Origin of the sequence: Nocardia sp. JW2 (genome assembly GCF_051843015.1) — a bacterium.
In the GTDB taxonomy this organism is placed as follows: Bacteria; Actinomycetota; Actinomycetes; order Mycobacteriales; family Mycobacteriaceae; genus Nocardia; species Nocardia coubleae.
On record NZ_JBPXLK010000001.1, the window covers coordinates 644546 to 658392 of the forward strand.

Here is a 13847-nt window from a genome sequence, read left to right on the forward strand (position 1 = left end):
ACCGCCGTTGCCGCCCCGGAGCCGTGGGCCGTTCATGCCCTGGTGAGCAGCCGCGTACCGAACAGTGCTGTGGCGGCGACCGCGAACCAGGGCAGACCCACCGGGGTGAGGCCTCCGCGAGTCGCCTGCAGGATGGCGAGGCCGGCCGCACCGACGGTGAGCACGACCGCGGCGGAGCGCAGGCCGCGCACCGGCGCGACCGGACCGTCCCACCAGCGCAGCGGTGTGTTCTCGAGCCCACGCAGCGCGACGAACAGCACTGCGGTGAGAGTGGCTGTCGCGGTGAGCTGACCGACGGTGAGCAGCCAGAACCCGGCCTCCGATGGGCCGCCGCGGTCGAATCCCAGCAGGTGGCTGAGCACCAGCACGGTGAGCAGGGCGGGCATGTGCCACAGGTACAGCGTCATCGCCCCGGTATTGCCGATCACCGTCAGCCACCACACGCGCGGTCGCGCCGCCACCCGCCGCAGCCACGGTGCCACGGCGATCGCCGCGCAGCACAGCACCATCGCGTGCCCCGCGAGCAGCAGCGACGGCGGCGCCAGGTTCGACAACCGCTGCCCGGGAACCGTCACCATGCTGGTGTCGTACGGCCCGGCGACGACCAGCGCCACGTCGACGAGCAGGACCACACCGGCCAGCAACGCGGCGACCCGACGGGACAGCAGGCCGCGCAGATAGCCGATGCCCAGCACCGCCGGGATCAGCCACACGACGAAATTCAGGAAGCCGGCTTCGGCGGGTCCACCGCCGAGCCGCACCGCGTCGACGAGCGCGGTGGCCAGCACGATCGCCGCGATCGTCGCGAACATCCTGCCGGTGCCGGTCACCCAGGTGGCCAGCAGCGGTGTACAGGCCAGCACCGCCAGATACATGCCGAGGAACCACAGCAGCTGCACACTGGTGATCGCCAGTGGCCGCTGCCAACCCGGCGCCAGTACCAGCCCGGCCACGAATACCAGCGCCGTGGAGGCGGCCAGGAAGTAGCCGACCGGCCGGATCAGCCGCTGCGTGCGCCGGAAAAGCCAAGCGCCCCAGGAAGTTCCGGGGGCAATGCCGCGCGCGCCCGCCGCGACGCCCGCGAAGAAGAACAGTGGGAGCACCTGCAGCAGCCAGGTCAGCGGCTGGAGGGCAGGCAGATCGGCGAGCACATTGCCGAAGCGGACGTCGCCGCCCGACGCCGACACCGTCAGCATCAGGCAGTGACCGACCACCACGACCACCAGCGACGAGATCCGCAGCAGATCGAGGAACCGATCGCGATCGGCGGGCGTATTCGCCGCCACCACAGCCACACTCGGCACAACACTCATGCCGCAACCATGGCAGAAACCGGCCCGCGACCACAGCGCGGAACTACCCACCCCGTGCGTGGAATTACTCGGATACGATCCGCCGAACCGATTTCCGCGCGCCGGAGGCGGATCGCCGCCCGGCGGCACACGAGGGGGACAACGTATGACCGATCAGTCCGAAAAGCCGGTGCGTGACCCGTCGGCGGGAACCTTGTACCCGGGCACCTCGACCCGGTTCTACCGCGCCGCGTTCAACGTGTTCCCGCCGTACCTGTTCGGCGGCGTGCGCGTGAAAAGCATTGCCCCCGACTGGACTTCGGCGCACATCACCTACACGGTCCGGTGGTGGAACCGCAACAGCCCCAACCGGGCGGCCTTCGGCGGCACGCTGTACTCGATGACCGACCCGTTCTTCGCGATCCTCGCCTATGGCCAGCTCGGGCGCGGGTACCGGATCTGGAACACCACCGGGTCGATCGAATTCCTCACACCGGGCCGCGGCACGGTCGCCACCGACATCACCCTGTCGACCGAGGAGGTGGCGGCGATCAGGGAGACCACCGCCGACGGGGCGAAGTCGCTCACCCAGCACACCGCGCAGATCTTCGACCGGGACGGGACGCTCGTCGCGCGCGCCGGGCAGACGCTCTACGTGCGCCGCCTACGGGACTGAGCGGGCTGCTACGTGGCCTATCGGCCCGGGGCGGTACATCGGGTCCCCGGGCCGGAGCGAAACGTCAGGCGGGCGTGCAGGGCGCCTGCGCGAAGCCGAGGAGCAGGCAGCCGCTGGCGTCGGAGAGCTTCCAGGTGCCGTCGACGCGCTCCCAGGTCACCGGGAACGCGGGCGCGGTGCCGTGCGGCGAGGTGATGGTGACGTCGGCGGTGGCCTTGTCACCGCTGGTCGCGACGTTGTCGACCGCGAAGGTCAGGGTGTAGCCGGCCAGCATGCCGTTCATCTGGTCGATGTTGGCCTTGCGCGCCTCACCGTTGACGATCAGCTTCGCCTTCTCGTCGCTGGACAATCCCGGGTCGGCGAACTGGACGAGAGTGGCCTTCAGGGAATCGGCGGACGGTGCTCCCGCGTTGTCTCCGGTGGGTGCCGGAGTTGCCGAAACGCTGGACGGAGCGGCCGAGATGCTGGTACTGCTGCTGGTGGCGTTCGTCGAGGAATCGTCGGAACCGCAAGCGGTGAGGCCGACGGCGAGGACTGCGGCGGCGGCGACGGTGACACGGATCGTGCGGGTAGGAAGGAGCATGTTCGGCAACAACCTTTCGGCTCGATGGGCGAGTAGCCCGCCCTGTGCCCCGTACGGGCTTAGGGGAGCCTAACAGGAGGTATTCGGTGGTTTGATGTCGTACCGACCGTACAAGATGTGATCACGACGAAACCATGTCGGAAAGCGAGAACGGACCGCGCCCGGTAGCGTTGATAGACCGGGACTGGGAGGAGCAGCATCATGAGCCCCAACGAGAATTCGGATTCGGCGGCCTGGCGAGAGCTCGAGGCGGTACGCGCCGAGGCGGCTGCTCTCCGCAGGCAACTCGCCGACTCGCCGGATCGCGCACGCGAATTGGAAGCACGAATCGATTCGTTGACCATCCGCAACGGCAAACTGATGGACACGCTCAAGGAAGCGCGCCAGCAGTTGATCGCCCTGCGTGAGGAAGTCGATCGCCTCGGTCAGCCGCCGAGCGGCTACGGCATCGTCATCCACACCTACGACGATCAAACGGTCGACGTGTTCACTTCCGGTCGCAAGATGCGCCTCACCTGCTCACCCAATATCGAGGCCGAGACCCTCGAGTACGGCCAGACGGTCCGCCTGAACGAGGCACTCACCGTCGTCGAGGCGGGCAAGTTCGACGCGATCGGCGAAATCGGCACCCTGCGTGAGATTCTCGACGACGGCCGCCGCGCCCTCGTGGTGGGCCACGCCGACGAGGAGCGCGTGGTCTGGCTGTCGGGCCCGCTGTCGAAGATCGCCGAGTACGACGACATCGACGACCCCGATTCGCCCATTCGCAAACTGCGCCCGGGTGATTCGCTGCTCGTGGACACCAAGGCGGGCTTCGCCTTCGAGCGGGTGCCCAAGGCCGAGGTGGAAGACCTTGTGCTGGAAGAGGTTCCCGACGTCGACTACACCGACATCGGTGGGCTCGGCCGGCAGATCGAGCAGATCCGCGACGCGGTGGAACTGCCGTTCCTGCACAAGGACCTGTTCCGCGAGTACGCGCTGCGCCCGCCCAAGGGCGTGCTGCTCTACGGTCCGCCCGGCTGCGGTAAGACGCTGATCGCCAAGGCCGTCGCCAACTCGCTGGCCAAGAAGATCGCCGAAGCCCGAGGTGAGGACGCCAAGGAGGCCAAGTCCTTCTTCCTCAACATCAAGGGCCCCGAGCTGCTCAACAAGTTCGTCGGTGAGACCGAGCGCCACATCCGCATCATCTTCCAGCGGGCGCGCGAGAAGGCCTCCGAGGGCACCCCGGTGATCGTGTTCTTCGACGAGATGGACTCGATCTTCCGGACCCGTGGTTCGGGTGTGTCCTCCGATGTGGAGACCACCGTTGTGCCGCAGCTGCTTTCGGAGATCGACGGTGTGGAGGGCCTCGAGAACGTCATCGTGATCGGCGCGTCCAACCGCGAGGACATGATCGACCCCGCGATCCTGCGGCCCGGCCGCCTGGACGTGAAGATCAAGATCGAGCGGCCCGACGCGGAATCGGCGCAGGACATCTTCTCCAAGTACCTCACCGAGACGCTGCCGCTGCACGAGGACGATCTGCGCGAGTTCGACGGCGACAAGCAGGCCTGCGTCGAGGCGATGATCGAGAAGGTCGTCGACCGGATGTACGCCGAGAGCGACGACAACCGGTTCCTGGAGGTCACCTACGCCAACGGTGACAAGGAGGTCCTGTACTTCAAGGACTTCAACTCCGGCGCGATGATCCAGAACATCGTCGACCGGGCCAAGAAGTACGCGATCAAGTCGGTGCTCGACACCGGCAACCCCGGTCTGCGTATCCAGCACCTGTTCGACTCGATCGTCGACGAATTCGCCGAGAACGAGGACCTGCCCAACACCACCAACCCCGACGACTGGGCGCGGATCTCGGGCAAGAAGGGCGAGCGGATCGTCTACATCCGCACGCTCGTCACGGGCAAGAACGCCTCGGCCAGCCGGGCGATCGACACCGAGTCCAACACCGGTCAGTACCTGTGACCATCGGCTGAGGTCGGGCCGTGTTCCCGCTGCGGGAGCACGGCCTCCTCAGTGTTTTGTTCGGATTTTTTTCACCGAAACGCTGCGCGCGGATAAGTGAATAGGGCACGCTTCACTTGTCTCTCCCAGTGAGGGAGACCAGTTACGAGGGAGTGTTGCCATGACCGGTTCGGCCGCCGATTTCCTGACCGAAGTGATCCTGCAGACGATCGCCAACCTGTTCAGCTCGATCAGCGCGGGCTGATCCAGCCCGGTTGCGCCGAAGGGCCGCGTCTCCGTTGTCGGAGACGCGGCCCTCGTGCGTTGTGGCTCAGTTCGCGGCGGTGCTCACCTGGTCGAGGACGACCTCGGCCAGCGGGGTGCCGTCCGAGCCGCCGCCCGCCACGCCGCCGTTCGCGATCGTGGTCAGCGCGTCCATGCCGGAGACCACCCGTCCGAACGGGGTGTAGTTGGGTGGCAGCGTGCTGTCGCGGTAGACCAGGAAGAACTGGCTGCCGTTGGTGCCCGGTCCCGCGTTGGCCATGGCGACGGTGCCTGCCGGGTACACCGCGCCCGCGAGGTTCTCGTCGCCGAACTTGTAACCGGGTCCGCCGAGGCCGGTGGCCGTCGGGTCGCCGCACTGCAGGACGAAGATGCCCTCGGTGGTGAGCCGATGACACCGGGTGTGGTCGAAGTAGCCCTCGCCGGCGAGGAAGGCGAACGAGTTCACCGTGCGCGGCGCCGCGGCGGCGTCGAGTTCCAGTTCGACCGTGCCGCAGGTGGTTTCGAGAGTCGCCGTGTAGGCGGCGGCCGGGTCGATGGTGAGCGCGGGCTCGGCAGGCCACTGCTTGCCGTTGGGCTGGCCCGGTGCGGCCGGGCTGCAACCGGGCAGTACCTGCTGCTGCGGCGCGGTCTGCGCGGCGGGCGCGAGGGCGACGAGTGCGGCCGCGGCAACGCCGACGCCGAGCATCGCGCGCCGGAGAGTGCCGATGGATCGAACCTGCGAATGACTGCTCACCTGGGCGGTGTCTCCTCGAAATGGGGTGCTGCCGGACGATGTACCGCGCATCCTGCCAGCCGCGCCCGCCGGGGGCCAGGCTTTGGGGTACGAATCAGCGCGGAGTCAGCTGCACGACCACACCACCCTGCTGCCACGTCTGATAGATGTCGGCTTTGGACGGCTCGCCGTCGGCGGTGTAGCCGATCCCGTTGAACTTCGCGTTCTGCTTGTTGTCCCTGGCGATCACGGTGTACAGGTCGAGCACGGCGGCTTCGTCGGAACGCACGGTGGCGGTGAAGGTCTCGGGCGCCCCGCCGCGAGTGAGCCGCACCTCGGCGCCGCCGCGCAGGTTCTTCACCCAGGGGCGCAGCGCGGTCCCGATGAGCAGGGTGCCCTCGTGGACCGTGTAGGCCACGGGAATGTCGTAGACCTTGCCGGATTTGCGTCCGGTGACGTGCAGGGTCGCCAGGCGCTTACCGACGATGCGCGACAGCACCGGCACCTTCAGCAGTCCGCGCACGAAGGTGTTGACCCGGTTCTGGTACGGCCGCAGTGGCTCCGGGCCGGTGGTTGTCGGTGTTCCGTAAGGGTTTTCGGAGGGGACGCTCATGGCTCCCAGTATCGCCGCATGCGCCGATCAGCGCGCCCGCAGGCGCCACAGCGTGGTCGTCTCGGCGGTGCGGGCGGCGGCCAGCGGGTCTTCTCGATCGCTCGCACGGGGGTGGCGTGGGCGGGTGGTGAGTTTGCCCATCACGTGCAGGCCCGCGTCGTCGAGCAGGCGGGCGATCTCCTCGGGCGGGCGCAGGCCGAGCAATTCGGCGAGGTCGGACAGCACCAGCCAGCCCTCGCCGTGCGGGGTGAGATGGGCGCGCAGTCCGTGCGCGAATTCCCGCAGCATCGACTGATCCTGGTCGTAGACACCACGTTCCAGGTCGGAGGTGGGGTCGCCGGGCAGCCAGGGCGGATTGGACACCACCAGGTCGGCGCGCCCGGGCGGGTACAGGGCGGGGCCGGTGACGGCGATCCGATCCGACCAGCCGAGGCGCTGGGCATTGTCGGCCGCGCACCGCAGCGCGCGGGGATTGATGTCGGTGGCGACGATCTCGGAGACACCGCGCTGGGCCAGCAGGACCGCGAGCACGCCGGTGCCGGTGCCGAGATCGAAGGCGGTGCGGACTTCGGGGTCGAGGGGGGCGTCGGCGACCAGGTCGACGTATTCGCTGCGGGTCGGCGCGAAAACCCCGTACCCCGGGTGGATGCGGGCACCGAGCGCGGGCACCTCGATGCCCTGTTCGTGCCAGCGCTGCGCGCCCAGAACGCCGAGCAGCTCGGCGAAGGTGACGATTCGGGCGCCGTCGGCGCGACCGTAGGCAGCGGTGCAGGCGGCCCGAACGTCGGGCGCGCGGCGCAGATCCAGTTCGTTGGCCGCGTCGAGGCAGATGAGTACCTTGCCGAGAATGCCTGCGCGCGTGCGCTTGCGAGCTCGCTCGCGCTGGTAGAGGGCGCCGAGATCGGTCGGCGCCTGCTTGGCCGGCCTGCGGTCGGCACGGCGACCGAGCGCCTGCAGCAGCTGGCGTCCGTTGTGGTAGTCGCCGCGCCACAGCAGCGACTCACCCGCGCGGATGCGGCGGAAGGCGTGATCGGCCGAGAGGGTGTCGTCGGCGACGGTGACGGTGTTCGGGGCGGGCGTGCCGTTCTCCGAATGCCAGTCGGCGTGGAAGCGGTTGTTGTCTTCGGTCCAGGCGATGGTGGACACGGGGATCTCCCGGTGATCGATGTGCTGTGAGACGCGACGAGCACTTCGACGGGAGACGACAGGGGAAACCGCGGTCGCTACCGCGTCGAAATGCGCGGGTCGGCGTCGCCGAGGACCATGCCGAGCGTCACCACTGCTGCCTTTCGAGGGGAGGAAGGTTCCATTCTGCCGTACAGGCCGGGTGGGCCGCCCACCGGCCGCGATTAGGCTGCGGTCATGACATCTGGACAGACCGAGATCTGGCACAACCCGCGGTGCACCAAGAGCCGGAACGCCACCGCGCACCTCGACGCGAACGGCGTGGAGTACACCGTGCGGCGTTACCTCGACGACCCGCCGACCGTCGAGGAGCTGCGCGCCGTGCTCGCCCGCCTCGGCAAGGAGCCGTGGGACATCACCCGCACCGGCGAGCAGATCGCCAAGGACCTCGACATGGCGAGCTGGGGCCGCACCGCCGCCGACCGGGATCGGTGGCTCAGCGCGCTGGCCGAGCACCCGAAACTCATCCAGCGCCCGATCGTGCTCACCGCCGACGGCGGCGCTGTCGTCGCCCGCGACGAGGAATCCCTGCGCGCGCTCGACTGAACACCCGCGATTGCCTGGCGATAACTATTCGGGCACGGGCGTAACGTGTCGACCGGATCCGATGATGTAGCTCACATCAGCGCGACACCGTGTCCGCTGCACATCTATTCGGACCGAGCGTGGCCAAGCCTGCGGATCACCGAGCAGCCCGACCACGCGCGTGGAGGTTGACATGAAATCGCTTCGCAAGATCGCTGTCGCGACCACCGCCGCCGGGCTCATCGGCGCGTCGACCATGCTCGCCGCGCCGGCGCAAGCCACCCCACCGGGGCGCTGTTCGGCGAATCCCGTGGCGGCCACCGGCGCCTTCTCGCAGTGCGGGGACCCGGTCTGGCACCAGGTACGTGTCACGTGCTGGGCGTGGTGGAACTGGTTCAGCAGCTACGAACGCTACGGCCAGCCCGCGTTCCACGGATTCCACTCGCAGACCGCCTGTGACCTGCCCTTCAGCATGCAGACCTGGTCGGTCGTCGTCCACCCCTGACCCTCAGTCTCGGAAGCCTTCGTCCCCGGTGAGCAGGTCGTCGAGGACGGCCCGCGTATCGGGGACGAAGGGCCACGTCGGGTCGCTCAGCGCGGCCCGCAGTTCGGCCTCGGTCCACCACCAGCCGTCGGCGATCTCGGACGGCTGGTGGTGGATCGGACCGTCGTGGCGGTACTCGAAACCGAACAGATGACAACGCAGGTGCCTGCCCGCCCACACACCGTCCCAGGACGCCGTGGCGCGCAGCGGTAGGCGCGTGCCCGGCGTGACGGTGATGCCGAGTTCCTCGCGCAATTCGCGGACCGCCGTGTCGGCCGGGTCCTCACCCGCGTCGACCACACCGCCCGCCAGACAGTCGTGCATCCCCGCGAAGACGAGTTTGCTGTCGGTGCGCCGATGCACATAGACGCGCGTCCCGTCCACGGATCGGACGAGGACGCCCGCACTGGCATGCCAGAGCCCGTCGCGATAGACGACGCCCCGCTCGGCCGTACCCGTCACGCGGCCGTCGGCGTCGTACACGGCGAGCAGTTCGGACTCCGGATGCGGCGACACGGCCCGAGACTAACCGGCCTTTCGCTGTCGCGGTGCCGCGTCGGGCGCTGCAACCTCGGGTATGAAGGCCCGGCGGAGGAGATATTGCTGGCAGAGGGTCCACAGGGCATTCGTCGCGAAGTACACCAGGACCACGATCGGCAGGATCGCCCCGCTCACCAGCGCACCCGCCGGGAACACCCACAGCGACAACGTCCGCATCACCGAGGCCGTCGGGTTGTCGGCTGCCAGGGGCGTGAGGCGAGCGGTGCAGTGGGTGGCGAGCGCGGCGATCACCACCAGTGCCACCACGAACACAGCCGCCGACGCGCCGGTCCCGAACAGTGTCGCCGACAACGGCGCACCGAACAGGCGGGCATCGAGAAAGGCCCGGACCTCGTCGGCACCGAAGAAGTAGTTCGCGGTGGCCGCGTTGACCTCCGGCGACAACGGTGTGCTCGTCGCGGTGAACGGGCCGACGGCGAACGCCCCGGTCCGGTCGAACGAGCGAAGCACATGGAACAGGCCGAGGAAGACGAAGGCCTGCCCGATCATCGGCCCGAAACCCGCGAACAGGCGCACGCCGTGCTCGCGGTGCAGCCGGCGGATCTCGGTCGTCTGAGCGAGCGGATCGTCCTTGTGGGTGCGGCGGATGCTGTCGATGCGTGGTTGCAGTGTGCGCAGAACCGCCTGCGACCTGGCTTGGCGCAGCGCTGTCCTGACCAGCAGCGCGCGCACGGTGACAACGAGTGCGAAGACGGCGATCAGCCAGGTGATGCCGGTGGCCGGGCCGAAGGCGAGGGCCGAGAGCTGATGCCAGCACCACAGGAGTGCGGACACGGGGAAGTACACGAAATCGAGCATGGCGGAACGACCTGTCCGAAGGGCGTGCGCGACGGCACGGCAGGGGAGTGGGATCACGGAATCCGACAGGCGCGCGGCCTGTCAGCGGTGATCGATCCCCGGTGCTCGAGGACGTGGGCGACCGGCGCCGTCCGGATTGCTCTGCGGCAGGAACGCACCACGCAGCCTGCGCTGCGCCGAACGGGGCGGACCGGCACACGCGACTCGGACGGGCACGTGCCTGCCGCTGGTGACGGCGACCAGCGCGCACACCATGGCGGCCGCCAGCGCGCCGAAGGCGAGCATGCGCGCGGTCTCGCCGCCGGGGGCCGTCATGAGCACGAAGGCGGGCAACACGCACGCGAGAACCGCGTACGCCAGAATCATCGCCCGTGCCTGCACGCCGCCGAGCATACCGGCGCGCCCACACTGTGCCGATGGATCGAGGCCCGTGCTCCGAGCGGCACGTGATCGCGCTACGCTGGCGAGGAACCGGACCGTGGTCACCAGTTGCTGGAACGCGATGTCACGGTCAGTTTTGTGCCGCGTATCGTTGGCACTGTGATCGCATCATCCGCGCAGGCCGAGCAGACCGCAGGCGACGGGCGCGCCACCCGCTGGCAGGGCCACAAGGCCCGGCGCCGCACGGAGATGATCGATGCCGCCATCGAGGTCATCGAGGAACACGGCAACGAGATCTCGGTGCAGCTGATCGCCGAACATCTCGGACTGCCGAGACCGGTGGTCTACCGCCACGTCGGCGGACGCTCCGAACTCGACGCCCTGGCCCGCAGGCGCATCCTCGATCTGCTGCTCGCCGAACTGCTGCCGACCCTGCGCCCCGACGGCACCCTCAAAGAGGTGGTGCGCGCGGTGATCCGCACCTACCTCGGCTGGATCGAACGCCATCCGAACCTGCACCGCTTCCTCAGCGACGCCGCACCGCAGGTGGAGGGCGCCCCCACGCTGTCGCCCGCGGGCCGGGAGATGGGCGGTCAGCTGGCCGACATGTTCTCCGCGACCCTGGCCCGCTTCGGCATCGATCCGGCACGTGCCCGGCCGATGGCGCTGGCCGTGGTCGGCCTGGTCGACGCGGTGATCGCCGGCTGGCGGGCCGAACCGGAACCGGTGCTCGGCGCCGAGCAGATTCAGGGCATCCTCACCGAATCGGTGCTGTCGCTGCTGGAGGGCAACGCGCGCAGCCTCGGTGTTCCGCTGCAACGGGATTCGCTCGTCGCGGACCTGCTCGTCGCCCCCGAGGCGGCCCCGCCGCCCGAGGACCGGCTGCGCTGAGCGTCAGCCGCGGGCCAGCGTGGTGTAGGTGCGCTGCCACAGCCATTCCACCGGCCCGCGCTCGAACCGCCGCAACCACAGGTGGGCGAAACAGGCGATGAGTGCGACCACCAGCAGATAGATCCCGATCGTGAACGGTACGCGCGCACCGTCGGACACCCGGGCCGCCAGCCCGAAGCCCCATCCGTAGCACAGGACTCCGGCGATCAGATTCTGCAGGATGTAGCAGCTCAGCGCGGTGCGGCCGACCTCGCTCAGGCGTGCCCCGGTGAAACCCACGCGCGGATCGCGCAGGTAGTAGGTGGCGACGGCGGCGAGGATGCCGAGCGCGACGAACGGCGCGGTGCCGTACCGGGTGAACAGGACCAGGTCACCACCGCCGAACACGCCGACCGCGAAGTCCACCGGCGCGGCGACGCCGAAACCGATCACCATGAGCCATCGGCGAATTCGCGCGCCCTCGGCCCGGAACACGCCCGCCCGGTACAGGTGGGCGCCGAGCAGGAACAGCGCGATCGACATCGGGAAGACGAAGATCGTTTCGATGCGGAAGGTGAGGGCGTTGTCGATCCGGAAGGCGACCAGCTCTCCGAACGAGCCGTCCGCGTAGGGGTTCGGGTCGAGCGTCGAGGGGGTGGCGCGCGTGTCGTCCGGTTCGACGGCAAGTGCGGCCGCGAGCAGCGTGAGTATGCTCACGTGCACGGCGCTCGCCACGATCACCCAGCGGCGTTGCGCGCGTTCACTTGTCGCCAGGAGGTAGGCCACGACGAGACCGGTGACCGCGTACCCCATCAGCACGTCGAATTCGGCGACGAGCAGGAAGTTCAGCAAACCGTCCAGGAACAGCAACGCCGCCCGGATCGGATACTTCCCCGGCCAGCGCCTGCCCGCCCGCCGCGCGGAATCCTGCTGGATCGCCAGCCCGATCCCGAACATCACCGTGAGCAGACCGAGGAACTTGCCCTGCGCTAGTTGCTGCAGCACCCGCTCGGTCCACATCCACCCACCCTCGGCGGCCGCACCGAGCCCGTCGAGATAACCGACGAGGCCCTCGGGATCGGTGAAGATCCAGACATTGGTGCCCAGCGTGCCCAGAATCGCGATGCCACGCAACACATCCAGCGCGGGCAACCGCCGTGGCGCGGCCTGCACCGCGGTCTCGGTCCGTGTCACGATCTCGCTCATGATCCGAGTATCGCGAGCGACGGCTCGGCTCGGATCGCCCGCGAGGACCACCGGAGGTCCCCCGTCCGGGGGACCTCGACCCTGATCGACGAGCCGCGCCGGTGCCCGAGGCGACCCCGTGGGGCCGAGATGACGGTGCGGGGGTGGCACGTCGCCTAGGCTCGACAGCATGCAGCGCATCATCGGAATCGAGGTCGAGTACGGCATCTCGACCCCCACGGAGCCGACGGCCAACCCGATCCTCACCTCCACCCAGGCCGTCCTCGCCTACGCGGCCGCCGAAGGGGTGCCGCGCGCCAAGCGCACCCGCTGGGACTACGAGGTGGAATCCCCGCTGCGTGACGCACGCGGTTTCGACCTCAGCCGGATGAGCGGGCCCGCCCCGGTCATCGACGCCGACGAGGTCGGCGCGGCCAACATGATCCTCACCAACGGGGCCCGGCTCTACGTCGACCACGCCCACCCGGAGTACTCCGCGCCCGAGGTCGTCGACCCGCTCGACGCCGTCATCTGGGACAAAGCGGGCGAACGGGTGATGGAGGCCGCCGCGCGCCACGCCTCGAGCGTGCCGGGCGCACCGCGCCTGCAGCTGTACAAGAACAACGTCGACGGCAAGGGCGCCTCCTACGGCACCCACGAGAACTACCTGATGAACCGCGATACGCCGTTCAGCCACATCATCGCCGGTCTCACCCCGTTCTTCGTCTCGCGCCAGGTGATCTGCGGGTCCGGCCGGGTCGGCATCGGCCAGTCCGGTGACCACGCGGGCTTCCAGCTGTCCCAGCGCGCCGACTACATCGAGGTCGAGGTCGGTCTCGAGACCACCCTCAAGCGCGGCATCATCAACACCCGCGACGAACCGCACGCCGACGCGGACAAGTACCGGCGGCTGCACGTCATCATCGGTGACGCCAACCTCGCCGAGATGTCTACCTACCTCAAGGTCGGCACCACCGCGCTGGTGCTCGACCTGATCGAGGCGGGCGAGGACCTCTCGGAATTCCAGCTGGCCCGTCCCGTCACCGCCGTGCACCAGATCAGCCACGATCCCACGCTGCGCGCCACCGTGGCCCTCGCCGACGGCCGCGAGCTGACCGGCCTTGCGCTGCAACGCCTCTACCACGAGCGGGTCGCCAAGTTCATCGACCGCGAAGGCAACGACGACCCGCGCGTGCGCGACATCGTCGAGAACTGGGCCATGGTGCTCGACCTGCTCGAGCGCGACCCGATGGAATGCGCCAATCTGCTCGACTGGCCGGCCAAACTGCGCCTGCTCGAAGGCATGCGCAGCCGTGAGGGCCTTGGCTGGGCCGCCCCGAAACTGCACCTGATGGACCTGCAGTACTCCGATGTGCGCCTGGACAAGGGCCTCTACAACCGCCTGGTGGCGCGCGGATCGATGAAGCGCCTGGTCAGCGAGCAGGACGTGCTCGACGCCATGACCAACCCGCCGACCAACACCCGCGCCTACTTCCGCGGCGAGTGCCTGCGCCGGTTCGGTGCCGATATCGCCGCCGCCAGTTGGGATTCGGTGATCTTCGATCTCGGTGGCGATTCGCTGGTCCGCATCCCGACGCTGGAGCCGCGGCGCGGTACGAAAGCCCACGTAGGCAAGCTGCTCGAGGCGGCGGAGTCGGCGGCAGATCTCGTCGAACAGCTCACCCACTGAGGCGAT

15 protein-coding genes are annotated in these 13847 nt (G+C 68.8%); 6 read left to right on the forward strand and 9 right to left on the reverse strand.

Annotated elements, in window-relative coordinates; all coding sequences use genetic code 11:
- Window positions 1-32: 32 nt before the first annotated feature.
- Window positions 33-1313 (reverse strand): acyltransferase family protein, encoded by a 1281-nt coding sequence (locus ACSVDM_RS02935; protein ID WP_439262534.1) that lies wholly within the window; start codon window positions 1311-1313, stop codon window positions 33-35.
- Window positions 1314-1458: 145 nt separating this feature from the next.
- Here ACSVDM_RS02935 and ACSVDM_RS02940 point away from each other — a divergent pair, with 145 nt between their 5' ends.
- Window positions 1459-1968: a DUF4442 domain-containing protein gene (locus tag ACSVDM_RS02940; protein ID WP_439262536.1), complete on the forward strand. Its 510-nt coding sequence runs from the start codon at window positions 1459-1461 to the stop codon at window positions 1966-1968.
- Window positions 1969-2032: 64 nt separating this feature from the next.
- Here ACSVDM_RS02940 and ACSVDM_RS02945 read toward each other — a convergent pair whose 3' ends face one another.
- On the reverse strand, window positions 2033-2551 hold the full coding sequence (locus ACSVDM_RS02945) for a hypothetical protein (RefSeq protein ID WP_439262538.1): 519 nt from the start codon (window positions 2549-2551) through the stop codon (window positions 2033-2035).
- Between the two features lie 201 nt (window positions 2552-2752).
- Between ACSVDM_RS02945 and arc the strand changes: the two genes are divergently transcribed.
- Window positions 2753-4513: a proteasome ATPase gene (arc, locus tag ACSVDM_RS02950; protein ID WP_067492080.1), complete on the forward strand. Its 1761-nt coding sequence runs from the start codon at window positions 2753-2755 to the stop codon at window positions 4511-4513.
- A gap of 310 nt (window positions 4514-4823) precedes the next feature.
- On the opposite strand, the gene ACSVDM_RS02955 is transcribed toward arc, so the two are convergent.
- From ACSVDM_RS02955 to ACSVDM_RS02965, 3 genes are all read right to left on the reverse strand, one after another.
- Window positions 4824-5510, reverse strand: coding sequence for a peptidylprolyl isomerase (locus ACSVDM_RS02955; RefSeq protein ID WP_439262541.1), 687 nt, complete (start codon window positions 5508-5510; stop codon window positions 4824-4826).
- Window positions 5511-5604: 94 nt separating this feature from the next.
- Window positions 5605-6102: a nitroreductase/quinone reductase family protein gene (locus ACSVDM_RS02960; protein WP_439262543.1), complete on the reverse strand. Its 498-nt coding sequence runs from the start codon at window positions 6100-6102 to the stop codon at window positions 5605-5607.
- 27 nt (window positions 6103-6129) lie between these two features.
- Complete coding sequence (locus ACSVDM_RS02965) at window positions 6130-7248, reverse strand: methyltransferase (protein WP_439262545.1); 1119 nt, start codon at window positions 7246-7248, stop codon at window positions 6130-6132.
- 216 nt (window positions 7249-7464) lie between these two features.
- On the opposite strand from ACSVDM_RS02965, the gene ACSVDM_RS02970 reads away from it, so the two are divergent.
- Together ACSVDM_RS02970 and ACSVDM_RS02975 are read left to right on the forward strand one after the other, a co-directional pair.
- Entirely contained in the window at window positions 7465-7833 is a 369-nt protein-coding gene (locus ACSVDM_RS02970; protein ID WP_378665522.1) for an arsenate reductase family protein, read from the forward strand.
- Between the two features lie 172 nt (window positions 7834-8005).
- The gene (locus ACSVDM_RS02975; RefSeq protein ID WP_067492085.1) at window positions 8006-8317 is read left to right on the forward strand and encodes a hypothetical protein; all 312 of its coding nucleotides are present in this window, start codon (window positions 8006-8008) and stop codon (window positions 8315-8317) included.
- A 3-nt stretch (window positions 8318-8320) separates the two neighbouring features.
- Here the strand turns inward: ACSVDM_RS02975 and ACSVDM_RS02980 are convergent, their stop codons facing one another.
- The 3 genes from ACSVDM_RS02980 to ACSVDM_RS02990 all read right to left on the reverse strand — a co-directional run bounded on the left by ACSVDM_RS02980 (window position 8321) and on the right by ACSVDM_RS02990 (window position 10096).
- Window positions 8321-8872, reverse strand: coding sequence for an NUDIX hydrolase (locus tag ACSVDM_RS02980; RefSeq protein ID WP_439262547.1), 552 nt, complete (start codon window positions 8870-8872; stop codon window positions 8321-8323).
- Window positions 8873-8881: 9 nt separating this feature from the next.
- Window positions 8882-9715, reverse strand: a complete 834-nt coding sequence (gene yidC / locus ACSVDM_RS02985; protein WP_439262549.1) for a membrane protein insertase YidC — start codon at window positions 9713-9715, stop codon at window positions 8882-8884.
- 81 nt (window positions 9716-9796) lie between these two features.
- Window positions 9797-10096, reverse strand: a complete 300-nt coding sequence (locus ACSVDM_RS02990; RefSeq protein WP_439262551.1) for a DUF6412 domain-containing protein — start codon at window positions 10094-10096, stop codon at window positions 9797-9799.
- A gap of 159 nt (window positions 10097-10255) precedes the next feature.
- Here ACSVDM_RS02990 and ACSVDM_RS02995 point away from each other — a divergent pair, with 159 nt between their 5' ends.
- Window positions 10256-10987, forward strand: coding sequence for a TetR/AcrR family transcriptional regulator (locus ACSVDM_RS02995; RefSeq protein ID WP_225282381.1), 732 nt, complete (start codon window positions 10256-10258; stop codon window positions 10985-10987).
- A gap of 3 nt (window positions 10988-10990) precedes the next feature.
- Here the strand turns inward: ACSVDM_RS02995 and ACSVDM_RS03000 are convergent, their stop codons facing one another.
- Window positions 10991-12172 carry a DUF418 domain-containing protein gene (locus tag ACSVDM_RS03000; RefSeq protein ID WP_439262553.1) on the reverse strand — a complete coding sequence of 394 codons (1182 nt, stop codon included), beginning with the start codon at window positions 12170-12172 and terminating at the stop codon, window positions 10991-10993.
- A gap of 169 nt (window positions 12173-12341) precedes the next feature.
- On the opposite strand from ACSVDM_RS03000, the gene dop reads away from it, so the two are divergent.
- Window positions 12342-13841 (forward strand): depupylase/deamidase Dop, encoded by a 1500-nt coding sequence (dop, locus tag ACSVDM_RS03005; protein ID WP_067635717.1) that lies wholly within the window; start codon window positions 12342-12344, stop codon window positions 13839-13841.
- The last annotated feature ends 6 nt before the right edge of the window (window positions 13842-13847 follow it).

What these genes read in the sequence shown, in the direction of transcription:
- ACSVDM_RS02935 (WP_439262534.1), bottom strand. Translation starts at nt 1,313, where the DNA reads ATGAGTGTTGTGCCGAGTGTGGCTGTGGTGGCGGCGAATACGCCCGCC.
- ACSVDM_RS02940 (WP_439262536.1), top strand. Translation starts at nt 1,459, where the DNA reads ATGACCGATCAGTCCGAAAAGCCGGTGCGTGACCCGTCGGCGGGAACC.
- ACSVDM_RS02945 (WP_439262538.1), bottom strand. Translation starts at nt 2,551, where the DNA reads ATGCTCCTTCCTACCCGCACGATCCGTGTCACCGTCGCCGCCGCCGCA.
- arc (WP_067492080.1), top strand. Translation starts at nt 2,753, where the DNA reads ATGAGCCCCAACGAGAATTCGGATTCGGCGGCCTGGCGAGAGCTCGAG.
- ACSVDM_RS02960 (WP_439262543.1), bottom strand. Translation starts at nt 6,102, where the DNA reads ATGAGCGTCCCCTCCGAAAACCCTTACGGAACACCGACAACCACCGGC.
- ACSVDM_RS02970 (WP_378665522.1), top strand. Translation starts at nt 7,465, where the DNA reads ATGACATCTGGACAGACCGAGATCTGGCACAACCCGCGGTGCACCAAG.
- ACSVDM_RS02975 (WP_067492085.1), top strand. Translation starts at nt 8,006, where the DNA reads ATGAAATCGCTTCGCAAGATCGCTGTCGCGACCACCGCCGCCGGGCTC.
- yidC (WP_439262549.1), bottom strand. Translation starts at nt 9,715, where the DNA reads ATGCTCGATTTCGTGTACTTCCCCGTGTCCGCACTCCTGTGGTGCTGG.
- ACSVDM_RS03000 (WP_439262553.1), bottom strand. Translation starts at nt 12,172, where the DNA reads ATGAGCGAGATCGTGACACGGACCGAGACCGCGGTGCAGGCCGCGCCA.
- dop (WP_067635717.1), top strand. Translation starts at nt 12,342, where the DNA reads ATGCAGCGCATCATCGGAATCGAGGTCGAGTACGGCATCTCGACCCCC.